A 15,416-nucleotide genomic window follows, 5' to 3' on the forward strand; every position below is an offset into this window, starting at 1 on the left:
AAGACGGCTTCAGGTTGGGGGCGTGGAGAAAGAAGCGTCGGGCGTTTGCGCTGGCAGGCGTCGAAATCGCGTGCCGCGCCCCGACTTCAGCTTGGCTTCAGGTTCGCTGTGCCAAGCTTCGGAACATGCGTTTGCTGATGGTGGAAGACGAGCAGCGGCTGGCCGAAGTGGTCGCCGCCGGGCTGAAGGCCGAGGGGTACGCCGTGGACCTCGCCCACGACGGCCGCACCGGCCTCTCGATGGCCCGGACCGGCGGGTACGACGCGATCATCCTCGACATCATGCTGCCCGGCCTGAACGGCTACCAGGTGTGCGCGGCCCTGCGCGACGAGGGCGTCGAGACGCCGATCCTCATGCTCACCGCCAAGGACGGCGAGTACGACGAGGCCGAGGGCCTCGACACCGGCGCCGACGACTACCTCACCAAGCCGTTCTCCTTCGTCGTCCTCCAGGCCCGCATCCGGGCGATGCTGCGCCGCGGCCGGGCCTCGCGCCCGGCCGTGTGGCGCTTCGGGGACCTCGCCGTCGACCCCGCCACCCGCACCTGCCGCCGCGGCGACACCGCGGTCGAGCTCACCGCCAAGGAGTTCGCCGTCCTCGAATACCTCGCCACCCGCGCGGGCGAGGTCGTGTCCAAGTCGGAGATCCTGGAGCACGTGTGGGACTTCGCCTACGACGGCGACGTGAACATCGTCGAGGTCTACATCTCCAACCTGCGCCGCAAGATCGACGCGCCCTTCGGCAGGGCGGCCATCACCACCGTCCGCGGGGCGGGCTACCGGCTGGCGGCAAACGGTGGATAAGGAGAAGCGCAAGGCGCTCAAGGAATCCCGGCGGCACTCCCGTGGCAAGCGGCTCCTGTGGCAGCCCGAGTCGGTGCGCGCCCGCACCACCGTCGGCGCCACGGTCGTCGTCGCCATCGCCCTGATCGTGGCCGGGTTCCTCGTCGTGACGCTCCTGCGCGACAACCTCTACGGCCGCGCCGAACTCACCGCCGAGGTCAGCGCCCGCTCCATCGCGGGCCAGCTCGCCTCCGGCACCGCGCCCGCCGCGATCGAGCTGCCCGACGACGACGAGGCCGCGCAGATCCTCGCCGCCGACGGCACGGTCGTCGCCGCGAGCGAGGACCTCATAGGACTTGGCCCGGTCGGCGACTTCGCCCCCGAACCCGACCCCGTCGAGGAGACCCCGGAGGAGCCCGCCGGGGACGGGACCACCGCAGACGACGACGCCACCGACGACGACTCCTCGGACGACGATGACGATGACGACGACCGGACCGAGGACGACGACCACGGCGGCGACCGCGACGACGATGACGAGACCGCCGCTGAGACCACCGCCGATGACACGCCGACTGAAGCCGTCGAGGACTCCCGCGGCGCCGTCGGGTCGTCCGTCGAGTACGCCACGGTGACGCTCCCCGGAGAGCAGGCGTCGTACCGGTTCGCGGCCATGAACGCCACCGCGCCCGACGGCACCGCGTACACCGTCTACTCCGGATCGTCGCTGGAGACGCAGGAGGAGGCCGTCGACAGCGTCACCGCCATCATGTGGTGGACGCTGCCGGCGCTGGTCGCGGTCGTCGCCCTCGTGACCTGGCTGGTGACCAGGCGGGCCCTGCGCCCGGTCGGCGCGATCCAGAAGGAGCTCATGTCGATCACCGGCGGCGACCTGTCCCGGCGGGTGCCGGTGCCCGCGAGCCGCGACGAGATCCACAGCCTCGCGGTCACCACGAACACGACCCTGACGGCCCTCGACCACGCGGTGTCGCAGCAGCGGCGGTTCGTCGCCGACGCCTCCCACGAGCTGCGCAGCCCGCTCGCGATCCTCCGCAGCCAGATCGAGATCGCCAGGGAGCACCCGGAACTGCTCGACCTCGACGCCACGCTCGCCGACGTCATCCGCCTCCAGGACCTCTCCGCGGACCTGCTGCTCCTCGCGCGCCTCGACGCCGGGGAGCGGCCGCCGCACGTCGCGGTGCCGTTCACCGAGCTGGTGCGCGAGGAGGTCGCCCGCCGGGCGGCCACGGACCGGGTGCCGGTGCGGCTCGACGTGGAGGAGGACCTCGCAGTCTTCGGCGTGCGCGGGCACCTGGCGCGCGCCGTCGGGAACCTGCTCAACAACGCGCAGCGGCACGCCGAGTCCGCGGTGACGGTGACGCTCGCCGTCGAGGACGACGAGTGGCTGCGCCTCGACGTCGGCGACGACGGGAACGGGGTGCCGGAGGGCCAGCGCAAGCGGATCTTCGACCGGTTCGTGCGGCTCGACGAGTCGCGCAGCCGCGACGACGGCGGTGCCGGACTGGGCCTGGCGATCGTGCAGGACGTGGTGCTCGCGCACCGCGGCATGGTCTGGGTCCTCGAATCACCGGAGGGGGGTGCGATGTTCAGACTGGCGCTGCGCAGGGCCGACCGCCGGCCCCCGCACGGGGGTGCGGAGGCCGAGGGGCCGGCCGCTTAGGCGGCGGGGTCCGGGGGCGGTCTGCGGCGGCGCGCGACGAGGAACAGCACGATGCCGAGGAGCAGCGCGCCCGCGGCGACGGCCGCGAAGACGATCGTGGACGAGCCGGTGTTCGGCAGGGAGCGGCCGTCGACGGTGAGGGCGGCGGCGTTGTTCGACGGGTCGCCGTCGAGGTTCACGCCGTCGACGCCGCGGAAGAAGGCGTCGACCTCGACCCGGCCGGGGGTGCCGGTGGCGTCGGAGACGTCCACGGTGATCGTGACGTCGGTCGACTCGCCGGGGCCGAGTCCCCAGAAGGCGCAGGCGAAGTCGATGCGGTCGAGTTCGGTGCCGACTTCGAGCGCTTCGCGGCGGTCGTCGAGTTCGGTGTCGTCGAAGCAGCGCCAGCCGGGGCTGCCCTCGGTGTCGGCGGCTTCGACGGAGACGACTTCGGCGCCCGCGGGGAGCTGTCCGCGCAGGAAGTAGGACGGCTCGGCTTCGAATGCGGGGCGGGTGAGGGCCCGGGCCGGGCCGTCGTTGCCGATGGGGATCGTGAGCTCGACTTCGCCGCCGGTGAGGTCGGCGCCTTCGACGGTGAGGTCGTAGGGGCTGTCGGCGGTCGCGATGACGAGGGTGCCGTCGCTGTCGCCTTCGAGCGGGTTCTGGTCGGCGGCGGTTTCGAGGGTCATGAGGTCGGGTGAGTCGGCGTCCCACCAGGGTTCGCCGAAGTCGCGTTCGAAGACCTCCCGGTTGACCGCGAACAGGTCGTAGCCGCATCCGCAGACGGCGAGCGGGCCGGGCGCGTCGGCGTCGACGGTGTACGGGATCGGTTCGGCGAGTTGGAAGGTGGTGCCTGCGGCGTCCTCGTAGTCGAGGAAGAAGCAGAACTGGGTGGCGAAGGCGGGCTCCCAGATGTTCGGGGAGCAGTTGTCCCAGGGCGCGTCGTGGCCGACGCCTTCGGCGCCCATGTTGGCGAGTCCGGCGCCGAATGCGGCGATGACGGCGTACGTGTCGTCGGGGAGGGCGCTGTTCTGGGTGAACCGCGGCTGCACGTCGACCACCGTTCCGGCCGCGATGTCGCTGAAGGCGAGGTCTTCGGCGGTGTAGTCGCGGAACACGCCGTCGTAGCGGTCTTCGACGACTTCGACCGTGCCTGTCTCCGTGTGGATCTCGTTGCCGCCGAGGAGCACGGTGAGCGTGTAGTCGTACTCGCCGAGCGCGGTGCCGGTGGCGGCGGCGATCGTGAACGTGAAGCGGTTCGCCGTCCCGGGGTCGGCGGTCTCGCATTCGATGAAGGGCACGTTGTCGGGCGTCTCGCAGCCCGGGCCGGCGCCGAAGTAGATGGTGGCGTCGGCCGTGTCGACTTCCAGCCGCATGGCGAGGACGCCGGTGGGGTCCTCCGCGAAGTCGACGTCGAGTGAGGCGGCCCGGGGCGGGTTGCCGGGGACCTGCGGATCGTCGAGGTCGAGGAGCACGTTGGTGGGCGACGGGTCCTGGGCGAACGCGGGCGCGGCGGGCAGGCCGGCGGCGGCGGTGGCCGCGAGTGCGGCGGCGACCGCCGCCGCGAGGCGTCGGGTTCGGGTTGCGGTCATGGCGGGCTCCCTGAGGGGTGGCCCGGGCCGTGCGGGGGCGGGCCCGGGTGCGTAATGCCTGTACAGGGGAGACGTCGCCGCGGGGCGGTCGGTTGCGGGTCCTTTGGGGAACAGCGGGTGAACCGGGTCAGGAGATGAGGACGCCGATCGGGACGTCGGCGTCGGGGGCGAGGAGCACCACTTCGTCGGTGCCGTCGACGGGGACGCCGAGGACGAGCACCTCGGACATGAAGTCGGCGATCTGGCGGGGCGGGAAGTTGGTGACGGCGACGACGGTGCGGCCGACGAGCTCCTCGGGCGTGTAGCGGGCGGTGATCTGGGCGCTGGAGCGTTTGACGCCGAGGTCGCCGAAGTCGATCCAGAGCTTGTAGGCGGGTTTGCGGGCCTTGGCGAAGACTTCGGCGCGTTCGATGCGGCCGGTGCGGATCTCGGTGCGGAAGAACTCGTCGGCGCTGCTGTGCCCGTCGGCGGTGGTCTGGTGTGCCATGCGGGGAGGATATCGCCGCGCGTTCAGGCGCGGAACCGGGTTTCGAGGTCGCGGAGCGCGTCGGGAGTGAGGCGGCCGTAGAGGCGCAGGCGGGCCATGCCGCCGTCGGGGAAGATGTTGAGCCGCACGGCGGTCGCGGGGCGGTCGCCGGTGAGGTGGAACCGGTGGGGCGTGTCGGGTTGGAGGGCGGTGCGTTCGAGGAGCGGGAACGTCTCGGTGCCGTCGAAGCCGTCGAGGGAGGCCCAGCCGGGGGCGTTGTGCTTGAGGTGGGTGGTGTCGAGTTCGGCGATGCGGACGACGCCGCGCCCGGCGAGGCGCACGTCGAGCCATTCGTGGCCGGGGGTGCGGCGGCGGGCGGTCTCCCAGCCGTCGGCCTGGCTCGCGGGGAGGCCGGGCATGATCGCGCCGGCCGGGTTGGAGTAGAAGGCGTTGGAGGCGCCGGTGACGGTGGCGCCGTTGGCGAGTGCGGCGAGGTCGAGGGGGAGGTCCGCGAAGCCCGCGGGGTCGGGGACGGGGGTGCCGTGGACGCGGAGGCGGGCGACGCCGCCGTCGGGGTGGAGGTTGAGGCGGACGTGGGTGTAGCGGGCGGGGTCGTTGACGTCGTACTCGTTGCGGTTGTCGCCCTTGGCGTCGGATACCGGGACGATGGTGCGCCAGTCGGCTTCGAGGAGGTCGGTGAGGGCGGGGTGGCCGTCGGCGCGGCAGGCGTCGACGGAGACGCGGGGCGGGTAGTTGCCGGTGAAGTAGGCGGTGTCGACGGCGACGGCGTGGACGACGCCGGGGACGCCGAGGCGGACGATCGCCCAGTCGTGGCCGTCCTCGCGGCGGCGGCGGGTCTCCCAGCCGTCGTAGACCTGGCCCTTGGCGCCGAAGGTGTGCGCGCTGTGGACGACGGGGTAGGGGCGGATGAGGTTCTCCTTCTCGGCGAAGGACTCGTCGTTGGCGGCGACGACGGCGCCGCCGAGGGTGCGGGCGGCGAGGTCGGGGAGGTTCCAGGCGGTGTCGCTCATCGCGGGCTCCTTCGCAGTTGTCGGCCGCGCGGGGCGGCTCCGGTGTCGATGCGCTTGCCGCGCAGCCAGGTGGCGGCGACGGCGCCGGTGAGGCGGCGGCCGTCGTAGGGGGTGACGGGGTGGCGGTGGTGGAGGTCGGCGGCGCGGACGGTCCATTCGCGCCCGGGGTCGAAGGCGACGAGGTCGGCGTCCGCTCCGGCGGCGATGCGGCCTTTGCGGTGGAGGCGGGCGAAGTCGGCGGGGCCGCGGGAGGTCCAGGCGGCGAGGTCGGCGAGGCCGTGCCCGCGGGTGCGGGCCTCGGTCCAGAGGACGGGGAGGCCGAGCTGGAGGGAGGCGATGCCGCCCCAGGAGGTGGCGAAGTCACCGGTCTTCATGGCCGGGGGGCTGGGCGAGTGGTCGGAGACGACGAAGTCGATGCGGCCCTGGGCGAGGCCCTCCCAGAGGGCGTCGCGGTTGGCGGCGCCGCGGATGGGCGGGCAGCATTTGAACGCGGTGGCGCCGTCGGCGATCTGCTCGGCGGTGAGGGTGAGGTAGTGGGGGCAGGTCTCGGCGGTGACGGCGACGCCGTTGCGGCGGGCGCGGGCGATCGGTTCGAGGGCTTCGGCGGCGGACAGGTGGAGGATGTGGACGCGGGCGCCGGTGGCCTCGGCGGCGTCGAGGACGTCGCGGATCGCGTCGGTCTCGGCTTCGGGCGGGCGGCTGGCGAGGAAGTCCGCGAACGCCGGTGCTGTGGGGGTCTGGTGGAGGCGGGCGGGGTTCTCGGCGTGGACGATGAGGACGGTGCCGAGGGCGGCGGCGTCGGCGCAGGCGCGGCGGAGGCCGCCGCGGTCGAGGGGCGGGAACTCGTCGACTCCCGATGGGGCCGTGAAGCATTTGAAGCCGAAGACGCCCGCGTCGTGGAGCGCTTTGCGGTCGGTCTCGTTGCCGGGGATCGCGCCGCCCCAGAAGCCGGTGTCGACCCAGGTGCGGCCCTTGGCGGCGGCGCGCTTGGCGGCGAGCGCGGCGGCGTCGACGGTGGGCGGGAGGCTGTTGAGCGGCATGTCGATGAGGGTGGTGACGCCGCCTGCGGCGGCGGCGCGGGTGGCGGTCGCGAATCCCTCCCATTCGGTGCGGCCGGGTTCGTTGACGTGGACGTGGGTGTCGACGAGCCCGGGGAGGAGCGCGAGGTCGCGGAGGTCTTCGGTGCGGCGGGCGGGGATCGGTTCGCCGTAGTCGCCGATGACGGCGATGCGCTCGCCCGCGATCGCGACGGCGGCGGGCCGTTCGCCGTCGGGGAGGACGGTGCGTCGGGAGCGGAGCACCAGGTCGTAGACCACAGGACCGGCGATGTCGGAGGGGTCGGTCATCATGGTGACTCCAGGTGCAGGAGTAGTGACGACAAGGGGGTGAGGCGAGAGGGACCGGAGGCGTCGACGGGGCTCATCGGGGTTCGGCTTTCGCGGCCTTGTAGGCCCGCCAGGAGCCGTGGGCGGTGATGTCGGTCAGGCCGGGGAGGCCGGCGCAGTCGTCGCGCAGGCGCATACCGAGGGCTTCGGCGCCATCGGCGAGGCCGACGATGCCGAGTTCGAGGTCCGGCGGTTCGGCGGGGAGCAGGGAGGTGCGCAGCACGATCAGGTCGATGTCGTAGAGCTCGCCGGTGATGGCGGCGCCGGCGGTTCCGGGGGGCGCCGCCTGGAGTGCCGGGTGGTCGTCGGCGGTGCCGTCGAGGGGCACCGAGTGGAGCCGGTAGATCGGCAGGGTCGTGGCCGGTCCGATGAACGGGGCGCCGCCGATGAGGTGGTGGAGGCTGCCGCCTTTCATGCCGCCTCCGTTGAGGAACATGTGGACCATGGTCGGCTCCTTCGTTCAGTGGTGGATGGGGCCTTGGGCTTCGGTGAGGAAGCCCGCGGTCGCGCCGTTGCGGACGGCGGTGATCTCGGCGAGGATCGACAGCGCGGTCTCCTCGGTGGTGCGGCCGTTGAGGTCGAGGCCGATCGGGGACCTGAGGCGGGCGAGCGCGGCCTCGGGGACGCCGGTGCCGCGCAGGCGCGCGAGGCGGTCGCGGTGGGTGGCGCGTGAGCCCATGGCGCCGATGTACCCGGCGTCGGAGACGAGGGCGCGTTCGAGGAGGGGGACGTCGAACTTCTCGTCGTGGGTGAGGACGCAGACGGCGGTGGCGGTATCGGCGTTCGCCTTGTCGAAGTGGCGGTGCGGCCAGTCGACGATCACTTCGTCGGCTTCGGGGAAGCGGATCGCGGTGGCGAAGACGGGGCGGGCGTCGCAGACGGTGACGCGGTAGCCGAGCTGCTTGGCGATCCTGACGAGCGGCCCGGCGAAGTCGACGGCGCCGTAGACGAGCAGCCGCGGCGGCGGGGTGTGCACTTCGACGGCGAACTCGCCGGTGCGCCCGGAGGCGGCGGGCAGGTCGGGGCCGCCGAGTTCGAGGGGCCCGGTGAAGCCGTTGGCGGTGATGGCGACGGCCTGGCCGATGCGGGGTCCTTCGGCGGCGCGGACGAGGGTGACCGGTTCGCCGTCGAGGATCGCGTCGAGTGCGGCGGCGATGGCGGTGTCGTCGGGGGCGACGCGGACGATGAGGACGTCCATGGTGCCGCCGCAGGTGAGGCCCACGGCGAGGGCGTCCTCGTCGCTGTACCCGAAGGACTCGACCGCGGGCGCCCCGGTGTCGAGCACTTCCTGGCAGCGGAGGTACACGGCGGCTTCGACGCAGCCGCCGGAGACGCCGCCGACGGCCGCTCCCCGGCCGTCGACGGCGAGCGCGGTGCCGAGCGGGCGCGGGGAGGACCCGGTGGTCCCGATGAGGGACGCGAGCGCGAAGGGGCGGCCTTCGCGCATCCAGGCGCGCAGCACGGCGGCGACGGTGTTCATGACGGCCTCCCGACGGTGAGGTGCTCGGGTCTGACGGGGACGCGGGTGAGCGCGAGCCCGGTGGCGTCGCGGACGGCGGCGACGATCGCGGGCGTGGACGACAGGGTCGGGGGCTCTCCGGCGCCGCGGAGCCCGTACGGCGCTTCGGGGTCGGCGTTCTCGACGATGACGAGGCGCATCGGGGGCATGTCGAGGATGGTGGGGATGAGGTAGTCGGTGAAGGACGCGTTCCTGACGCGGCCGTCGTCGGTGATGATCTCCTCCATGACGGCGAGGCCGAGCCCTTGCGCCGAGCCGCCTTGGATCTGCCCTTCGAGGGCGACCGGGTTGAGGGCCTTGCCGACGTCCTGGACGCAGGTGAGGTCGACGACCTTCACCAGCCCCAGCTCCACGTCGACGTCCACTGTGGCGCGGTGGACGCAGAGGGCGAGCTGCACGTGGCTCTCGCCCTGGCCGGTGACGGGGTCCATGGGCTTGGTGGCGCGGTGGCGGAACACGCGGGTGGCCTCGACGGGGCCGTCGGCGAGGTCGCGGTCGCGCCACAGCTCGCGGACGGCCTCGCACGCGGCCTTGACGGCGCCGCCGGTCATGTACGACTGGCGGGACGCGGAGGAGGACCCGGCCGAGCCCGCCTTGGTGTCGTTGGGCAGCAGGACGACCCGTTCGATCCCGAGTTCGGTGCGGGCGATCTGGGTCTGGAGGTTCCAGTGGCCCTGGCCGACTTCCGCTGCGGCGGTGTGGATGTAGGCGACGGGTTCGCCGTCGTGCTCGGGCCCGCCGAGTTCGAGGCGGACGCGCGCGGTCGAGTAGTCGTCGAAGCCTTCGGAGTAGCAGATGTTCTTGAGGCCGACGCCGTAGCCGACGCCGCGGCGCACGCCCTCGCCGTGGGTGGTGTTGCCGGTGCCGCCGGGGAGTTCGACGATGTCGCGCCCGGCGGGGACCGGCGGGACGGGGATGTCGGCGAACCGGTCGATGAGGTCGCGCAGCGGCGAGAACGGCTGTCCGTCGACTGCTTTGGCGGGATCGTACGCGTCGACCACCTGGCCGTTGATGAGCTTGTCGCCTTGGGCGAGGGCGTTGCGGCGGCGCACTTCGAGGGGGTCGAGACCGAGCGCGTCCGCAATGGCGTCCATTTGGGACTCGTAGGCGAAGCAGGTCTGCACGCCGCCGAAGCCGCGCATCGCCCCGCACGGCGGGTTGTTGGTGCGCGCGCCCCAGGCGTCGACGCTCACGTGCTCCGCCTTGTACGGCCCCACGGCGAGCGAGGCGGCGTTGCCCACGACGGCCTCGGTGGTGGAGGCGTACGCGCCGCCGTCGAGGACGATGTGCGCCTTGACGTACACGAGCCGCCCGTCCGCGTCGGCGCCGTGCTCGTACCGCATCCGCGCGGGGTGGCGGTGGACGTGGCCGAGGAACGACTCGGCCCGGTCGTACATCATCTTCACGGGCCGGCCGGTGCGCAGCGCGAGCATCGCCATGTGGACCTGCACGGACAGGTCCTCGCGGGCGCCGAACGCGCCCCCGATCCCGGCCATCGCCAGGTGGATCCGCTCGGGCGGGAGGCCGAGGCACGGCGCGATCTGCTCCAGGTCGGAGTGGAGCCACTGGGTCGCCACGTGCAGCACCAGACCGTCCTCAGTGGGCACCGCGGCGCCGGACTCGGGGCCGAGCGGCGCCTGGTCCTGCATGCCGACCTCGTACTCGCGGGCGACGATCACGGCGGCTTCGGCGGTCTCGGGCTCGCCGAGCCGCACCGGCTGGTACCGGAAGAACTCCCCCGCGGCGACCGCTTCGCCTGCGTCGCACAGCGGTTCGAGCACCTCGTACTCGACTTCGACGAGCTCGGCGGCGCGGCGGGCGAGGTCGAGGGTCTCGGCGGCGACGACCGCGACCGGCTCACCCTGGTAGTTCACCTCGCCCGACGCGAGCACCGGCTGGTCGGCCTCGATGAGTCCGTAGTGGAGCTTCCCGGGGACGTCGGCGGCGGTGAGCACCGCGGCGACGCCGGGGAGCGCCAGCGCGGGCGCGGTGTCGACCGACCGGATCAGCGCCTTCGGGTGCGGGCTGCGGAGCGTGTGGCCCCACAGCATCCCGTCGAACGCGAGGTCGGAGGCGTAGTCGAAGGCCCCGTTGACCTTCGCCTCCGCTTCGGGTCGGATCGGCGACTGCCCGACCCGGCCGTCGGTCACGCGCCCGGTCGGGATGCCGGAGGGCGGGCGCCTTGCGGCGCCGGGTGTCTGCCCGACCCCGCCGGCTGCCCAGGGCGGCGGGGTCGGAGTCGTGGCGGGTTCAGGCATCGCGTGCCTCCCTGAGGTCGGCGCTGGCGGCGGCGAGGTCCTTGGCGAGCGTCTCGGTGTCGGCGGTGCGCAGTTCGCCGTCGGCGACGACGGTCCGCCCGGCGACGGTGAGGAGCCGCAGCGGCGCGGCGGGCCCGAGGACGAGGGCCGCGACGGGGTCGGCGATCCCGGCGTGGCCGAGGCCGGTGAGGTCCCAGAGGGCGAGGTCGCCCTGCTTGCCGGTTTCGAGGGACCCGATCTCGGCGTCGCGGCCCAGTACGCGCGCGCCGCCGCTGGTGGCGAGGCGCAGGGCCGTGCGGGCGTCCATCGCGTGCGGGCCGTGGAGCTGCCGCGCGGTGTAGACCGCCTGCCGCAGTTCCTCGCCGAGGTGTCCGGCCTCCTGGCTCGCGGCGCCGTCGACGCCGAGGCCCACGGGGACGCCCGCGGCGAGCATCCCGGGGACGTCGGCGAGTCCGGTCCCCAAGCGGGCGTTGGAGGACGGGCAGTGCGCGACCCCGGTCCCGGCCGCGCCGAGGCGGGCCCGGGCGCGGTCGTCGAGGTGCACGGCGTGCGCCAGCCAGGCGTCGTCGGCGATCCACCCGACCCGGTCCATGTACTCGACGGGGTCGCAGCCGTGGACCTGCGCGCAGAACTCGGCCTCGTCGACCGTCTCGCACAGGTGGGTGTGGAGTCGCACGCCCTTGTCGCGGGCCAGCGCCGCCGATTCGCGGAGCAGCTCGGTCGAGACGGAGAACGGGGAGCACGGCGCGACGCTGATGCGCAGCATCGACCCCGGGGCGGGGTCGTGGTGGCGGTCGACGGCTTCGGCGGTGGCCGCGAGCGCGGCGTCGAGGTCCTCGACGATGCGGTCGGGGGGCAGGCCGCCGTCGGAGGCGCCGCGGTCCATGGAGCCGCGTGCGAGCTGCAAGCGGACGCCGATGCGGGCGGCGGCGGCGATCTGGACGTCGACGAGTTCGGCGGCCTGGCCGCCGGGGTAGACGTAGTGGTGGTCGGCGGCGGTGGTGCAGCCCGACATGGCGAGCCAGGCGAGTCCGGCGGTGTTGGCGGCGGCGACGTGGTCGGGGCGCAGGCGCCCCCACACGGGGTAGAGGTCGACGAGCCATTCGAAGAGGGTGTGGTCGGTCGCGTATCCCCTGGTGGCCCATTGGTACAGGTGGTGGTGGGTGTTGACGAGGCCGGGGGTGGCGAGGCAGCCGGTGCCGTCGATGCGCTGCGCGCCTTCGACGTGCGGGGCGGGGCCGGGGCCGACGGCGGTGATCAGGCCGTCTTCGATGACGACGTGTCCGGCGGCGTGCTCGGTGCCCGCGGCGTCGACGGTGGCCACAAAGGAGTTCTCGATCACGATCGCGGTCATCGGGCACGCTCCGGGGTCGGATTGTCACACCCGGCGGGGAGGGTTGCGGTCCCCGGAGCGGATGCGGAAGGAGGTGACGGGATGAGGTGATTCACGGGCGCTCACCGGCCAGGGCCGTAGCGGCCGTGTGGACGGCGTCGATGATCTTCTCGTAGCCGGTGCACCGGCAGAGGTTCCCGGCGAGGGCTTCGCGGATGTCCGCGTCGCCCGGGTCGGGGTCGCGTTCGAGGAGGTCGGCGACGGACACGAGCAGTCCCGGGGTGCAGAACCCGCACTGGACGGCCCCGCACTGCACGAACGCGTCGCGCACGGGCCGCGGCACCGCGCCGACCACGGTCTTGACCTCGCGGCCTTCGCACTGCGCGGTCGCGACCAGGCACGCGCACACGGGCGCGCCGTCGAGCAGGACCGTGCACGACCCGCACTCGCCCTGCTCGCAGGCGTTCTTGGCGCCAGTGAGTCCGAGCCGGTCGCGCAGTGTCGACAGGAGGCTCTCCCCGGGCCGGTCGATCTCGGCGGCCAGTTCGGCGCCGTCGACGTGCATGGTCACGCGCATCGAGACCTCCTCGGGTCGGCGGTGGGCGCTGGTGCGGTCATCGGGGGCTCCTGTCGTGGGCTGCGGTCCAGACGCGGCGGAGGGCGCGGGCGGCGCAGACCGCGAGGGCGTGGCGGCGGTAGGCGGCGGTGCCGCGGACGTCGTCGATCGGGCGGGCGGCCGCGGCGACGCGGCGGCCGAACTCGGCGGCGAGGGTGTCGTCGAGGCGGCCCGGGTCGGCCCAGGGCAGGTCGATCGCTTCGGCGTCGGGTGCGGTGAGCGGGACGGGCCCGGCGGAGCCGATGCCGGTGCCGAGGCGGCGGGCGTCGAGGTCGAGCGCGAGGGCGAAGGAGCAGACCGCGATGACCATGGCGTTGCGGGTACCGACCTTGAGGAACTGCTGCGGCCCGGCGGCCTTCGGGACCGTGACGGCGGTGATGAGCTCGCCCGGCCGGAGCGCGGAGCGCTTGGGGCCCAGGTAGAACTCGCCGATCGGGACGGTCCGGACGCCGCCGGTGGAGGCGATCTCCACGGTGGCACCGGTGGCGAGGAGCGGCGGATGCCCGTCGCCCGCGGGAGAGGCGGTGGCGAGGTTGCCGCCGAGAGTGCCGCGGTTGCGGATCTGCGGGGAGCCGACGGTGCGGGCGGCCGCGGCGAGGCCTGGGAGGACCGTCGCGAGTTCCGCGGTGATGCGCGCGTACGGGACGCCCGAGCCGATGCGCACCGCGTCCCCTTCGTCGGTCCAGTCGCGCAGTTCCGCCAGGCCGGTCAGGTCGAGCATCGCTTCAGGCCGGGTGTGCCGGTAGTTGACGGCGACCATGAGGTCGGTGCCCCCGGCGACCGGGACGGCCTCGGGGTGCTCGGCGAGCAGGCGCACGGCCTCGCCCACCGCCGCGGGGCGGTGGAAGTCGAACCGGGTCGCGACGCTCACGGCGCCTCCCTTCGGACCGTGCCCTCGATGAGCCCGTAGGGCAGGTCGCCGGCCTGGAAGACCGTGCCGGGGTTGTCGAGGCCGAACGGTGCGAGGTCGACGAGGTAGTGGTGCCGGTTCGGCAGGGACAAGCGCACGTCGCGGGCCTCGGGGACCGCCTTCAGTATGCGCTCGCCGACGGCGTAGAGGGTCTGTTGCAGCGAGAGCGAGTAAGTGTCGGCGAAGGCTTCGGCGAGGGCGGTGCGGGCGGCGTCGAAGGCGGTGTCGTACCCGGTGGGTACGGTCGCGTAGTCCCAGGTCGCGGTGACCGCGGTCGCGAGGATGCGGTCGTCGGTCTCGGGGAGGGTCGTGTACCCGTCGGCGAGGAAGCCGCCGAACTCGGAGTCGGTGGTGTTGAGGAGCAGGAGGTCCTTGACTCCGGCGGTGATCGCGGCGGCCCCGCCGTCGTAGGCGGCCTCGGCGGTGCGGATCTCGCCGCCGTCGCCGCGGGCGAAGGAGTGGTCGCCGAGGCGGGTCCACGGGTGCTCTTCGATGCGGACGCGGGCGTGCGTGATGGAGGGGGTGGTGTCGACGAAGTGCCGGGCGAGGCGCTCGGCGAACGCCTCGACGGTGTCGAAGCCGTCCCGCGCGAAGGCATACGCGGTGTTCTTCTGCGTGTCGGTGGGGAGGACGCCGGTGTTGTCGCCGGAGTAGTGGGTGGCGTCGAGGTCCCCGGCGAGCGCGGTGTGCACGGTGAGGTCGCGGATCGCGTGGCGGTCGGTGGCGCGGTCGACGTGGACGAGCCGGATGCCGGACTTGCCGTAGCTGTTGGGGCCCAAGGTGAACCCTGGTGCGGGTGCGTTCATCTAGCTGCCTCTGTACGTGGAGTAGGCGAAGGGGCTCAGCAGGAGCGGGACGTGGTGGTGCCCGTCGGCGACGGTGAAGGCGACTTCGACTTCGGGGTAGAACGTGTCGGTGCCGCGCGCGGCGAACCACGCGCCGGTGTCGAACCGGAGCCGGTGCACGCCGGGCGTGGTGTGCCAGCCGGCGACGCGGCCGTCGGCGTCGGTGGTCGCGGTGCGGACCACCGTGTAGGCGGCGTCGTCGCCTGCGTGGTCGTCGCGGCGCAGGAGGGTGAGGTGCAATCCCGCGGCGGGGCGGCCGGTGGCGGCGTCGAGCACGTGGGAGGAGACCGTGGCGGTCGGTTCGGCGGGGCCCGTGTTCGCTGTCGTGGTCATCGGTCCTCCCCGAACGCCTTGTCGAGCCGCAGGGCGACGATCTTGCGGAGTTCCGCGCGGGTCTCGGCGCGTTCGGCCGCTTCGTCGTTGGCGAGGCGACGGCGGGCCGCGGCGAGGATGTCCTCGGCGGCGAGGCCGGTGGCGCAGATGAGGAAGACGTGGCCGAACCGGTGCTCGTAGGCGGCGTTGGCCTCGGCCAGCGCGGCCTGGACGGCGGCACCGGCGGTCATCGCGCGGGCCTGCTCGCCACGGGACCACTCGGCCTCGGGCCCCGAGGGCCGGGCCGGTCCTCGGCCGCGGGCGTCCGCCGCAACGCCTGCGTTCCCGGCCGGGACCGCGAGCGGGCGCTTCGCCCCGCCGCCGATCCGCGGGTGGGCGTCCACGGCGCGCCGGATCTCGGTGTCGTCGAGGGCGTCGAAGGCCGCGAGCGCGGCACCGGTGAGGGCGGCGAGGGTGTCGTACGGGCGGGCGGCCGCCAGCCGCTCGGCCCAGGCGGGCGAGGCGCAGCAGGCCGTGAGGACCCGTGTCGCGGACTCGGGGTCCGCGGTGTTGAACCCTCCGAGCGTCCACATCGGCGCCTCCCGTTCACGTCCGGTTCTCCGCGGTGTCCCCACAGCGTCGCAGGTTTGTCACCGCGTCGGGCAATTGAAGCCGAAACGCGAGGCAGAAGGCATTGTCAACGCCTA

15 protein-coding genes are annotated in these 15,416 nt (G+C 73.5%); 2 read left to right on the forward strand and 13 right to left on the reverse strand.

Features of this window, described 5'->3' with window-relative positions; translation table 11 throughout:
• Positions 1–125 precede the first annotated feature (125 nt).
• On the forward strand, positions 126–803 hold the full coding sequence (locus AB0A65_RS00605; protein ID WP_359943986.1) for a response regulator transcription factor: 678 nt from the start codon (positions 126–128) through the stop codon (positions 801–803).
• Positions 796–2,463, forward strand: coding sequence for a HAMP domain-containing sensor histidine kinase (locus tag AB0A65_RS00610; protein WP_359943989.1), 1,668 nt, complete (start codon positions 796–798; stop codon positions 2,461–2,463). Before AB0A65_RS00605 ends, AB0A65_RS00610 begins: the two co-directional genes overlap by 8 nt.
• On the opposite strand, the gene AB0A65_RS00615 is transcribed toward AB0A65_RS00610, so the two are convergent.
• From AB0A65_RS00615 to uraD, 13 genes are all read right to left on the reverse strand, one after another.
• The gene (locus tag AB0A65_RS00615) at positions 2,460–4,034 is read right to left on the reverse strand and encodes an LPXTG cell wall anchor domain-containing protein (RefSeq protein ID WP_359943992.1); all 1,575 of its coding nucleotides are present in this window, start codon (positions 4,032–4,034) and stop codon (positions 2,460–2,462) included. The two genes, AB0A65_RS00610 and AB0A65_RS00615, sit on opposite strands and share 4 nt — an antisense overlap.
• A 127-nt stretch (positions 4,035–4,161) precedes the next feature.
• The gene (locus AB0A65_RS00620; RefSeq protein WP_359943995.1) at positions 4,162–4,521 is read right to left on the reverse strand and encodes a tRNA-binding protein; all 360 of its coding nucleotides are present in this window, start codon (positions 4,519–4,521) and stop codon (positions 4,162–4,164) included.
• Positions 4,522–4,544: 23 nt separating this feature from the next.
• Positions 4,545–5,531, reverse strand: coding sequence for an allantoicase (gene alc / locus AB0A65_RS00625; protein ID WP_359943998.1), 987 nt, complete (start codon positions 5,529–5,531; stop codon positions 4,545–4,547).
• The gene (gene allB, locus AB0A65_RS00630; protein WP_359944001.1) at positions 5,528–6,880 is read right to left on the reverse strand and encodes an allantoinase AllB; all 1,353 of its coding nucleotides are present in this window, start codon (positions 6,878–6,880) and stop codon (positions 5,528–5,530) included. The genes alc and allB overlap by 4 nt, the downstream gene beginning before the upstream one ends.
• A gap of 70 nt (positions 6,881–6,950) precedes the next feature.
• A complete protein-coding gene (locus tag AB0A65_RS00635) occupies positions 6,951–7,361 on the reverse strand; it encodes a gamma-glutamylcyclotransferase (protein WP_359944004.1) in 411 nt (136 codons plus the stop codon).
• A 15-nt stretch (positions 7,362–7,376) separates the two neighbouring features.
• Complete coding sequence (locus AB0A65_RS00640) at positions 7,377–8,396, reverse strand: XdhC/CoxI family protein (RefSeq protein WP_359944007.1); 1,020 nt, start codon at positions 8,394–8,396, stop codon at positions 7,377–7,379.
• A complete protein-coding gene (locus tag AB0A65_RS00645; protein ID WP_359944010.1) occupies positions 8,393–10,693 on the reverse strand; it encodes a molybdopterin cofactor-binding domain-containing protein in 2,301 nt (766 codons plus the stop codon). The genes AB0A65_RS00640 and AB0A65_RS00645 overlap by 4 nt, the downstream gene beginning before the upstream one ends.
• Positions 10,686–12,047 (reverse strand): 8-oxoguanine deaminase, encoded by a 1,362-nt coding sequence (locus AB0A65_RS00650; protein ID WP_359944013.1) that lies wholly within the window; start codon positions 12,045–12,047, stop codon positions 10,686–10,688. The genes AB0A65_RS00645 and AB0A65_RS00650 overlap by 8 nt, the downstream gene beginning before the upstream one ends.
• 91 nt (positions 12,048–12,138) lie before the next feature.
• Entirely contained in the window at positions 12,139–12,603 is a 465-nt protein-coding gene (locus AB0A65_RS00655) for a (2Fe-2S)-binding protein (RefSeq protein ID WP_359944016.1), read from the reverse strand.
• A 37-nt stretch (positions 12,604–12,640) separates the two neighbouring features.
• A complete protein-coding gene (locus AB0A65_RS00660; RefSeq protein WP_359944019.1) occupies positions 12,641–13,513 on the reverse strand; it encodes a xanthine dehydrogenase family protein subunit M in 873 nt (290 codons plus the stop codon).
• Complete coding sequence (gene pucL, locus AB0A65_RS00665) at positions 13,510–14,358, reverse strand: factor-independent urate hydroxylase (protein ID WP_359944022.1); 849 nt, start codon at positions 14,356–14,358, stop codon at positions 13,510–13,512. Before pucL ends, AB0A65_RS00660 begins: the two co-directional genes overlap by 4 nt.
• On the reverse strand, positions 14,359–14,730 hold the full coding sequence (gene uraH / locus AB0A65_RS00670; protein WP_359944025.1) for a hydroxyisourate hydrolase: 372 nt from the start codon (positions 14,728–14,730) through the stop codon (positions 14,359–14,361).
• The gene (gene uraD, locus AB0A65_RS00675) at positions 14,727–15,302 is read right to left on the reverse strand and encodes a 2-oxo-4-hydroxy-4-carboxy-5-ureidoimidazoline decarboxylase (protein WP_359944028.1); all 576 of its coding nucleotides are present in this window, start codon (positions 15,300–15,302) and stop codon (positions 14,727–14,729) included. Before uraD ends, uraH begins: the two co-directional genes overlap by 4 nt.
• Positions 15,303–15,416 lie beyond the last annotated feature (114 nt).

The organism is Glycomyces sp. NPDC047010, from assembly GCF_040644205.1.
Classification (GTDB): Bacteria; Actinomycetota; Actinomycetes; order Mycobacteriales; family Micromonosporaceae; genus Glycomyces.

What these genes read in the sequence shown, in the direction of transcription:
- AB0A65_RS00605 (WP_359943986.1), top strand. Translation starts at nt 126, where the DNA reads ATGCGTTTGCTGATGGTGGAAGACGAGCAGCGGCTGGCCGAAGTGGTC.
- AB0A65_RS00615 (WP_359943992.1), bottom strand. Translation starts at nt 4,034, where the DNA reads ATGACCGCAACCCGAACCCGACGCCTCGCGGCGGCGGTCGCCGCCGCA.
- AB0A65_RS00620 (WP_359943995.1), bottom strand. Translation starts at nt 4,521, where the DNA reads ATGGCACACCAGACCACCGCCGACGGGCACAGCAGCGCCGACGAGTTC.
- alc (WP_359943998.1), bottom strand. Translation starts at nt 5,531, where the DNA reads ATGAGCGACACCGCCTGGAACCTCCCCGACCTCGCCGCCCGCACCCTC.
- allB (WP_359944001.1), bottom strand. Translation starts at nt 6,880, where the DNA reads ATGATGACCGACCCCTCCGACATCGCCGGTCCTGTGGTCTACGACCTG.
- AB0A65_RS00635 (WP_359944004.1), bottom strand. Translation starts at nt 7,361, where the DNA reads ATGGTCCACATGTTCCTCAACGGAGGCGGCATGAAAGGCGGCAGCCTC.
- AB0A65_RS00640 (WP_359944007.1), bottom strand. Translation starts at nt 8,396, where the DNA reads ATGAACACCGTCGCCGCCGTGCTGCGCGCCTGGATGCGCGAAGGCCGC.
- AB0A65_RS00645 (WP_359944010.1), bottom strand. Translation starts at nt 10,693, where the DNA reads ATGCCTGAACCCGCCACGACTCCGACCCCGCCGCCCTGGGCAGCCGGC.
- AB0A65_RS00650 (WP_359944013.1), bottom strand. Translation starts at nt 12,047, where the DNA reads ATGACCGCGATCGTGATCGAGAACTCCTTTGTGGCCACCGTCGACGCC.
- AB0A65_RS00655 (WP_359944016.1), bottom strand. Translation starts at nt 12,603, where the DNA reads ATGCGCGTGACCATGCACGTCGACGGCGCCGAACTGGCCGCCGAGATC.
- pucL (WP_359944022.1), bottom strand. Translation starts at nt 14,358, where the DNA reads ATGAACGCACCCGCACCAGGGTTCACCTTGGGCCCCAACAGCTACGGC.
- uraH (WP_359944025.1), bottom strand. Translation starts at nt 14,730, where the DNA reads ATGACCACGACAGCGAACACGGGCCCCGCCGAACCGACCGCCACGGTC.
- uraD (WP_359944028.1), bottom strand. Translation starts at nt 15,302, where the DNA reads ATGTGGACGCTCGGAGGGTTCAACACCGCGGACCCCGAGTCCGCGACA.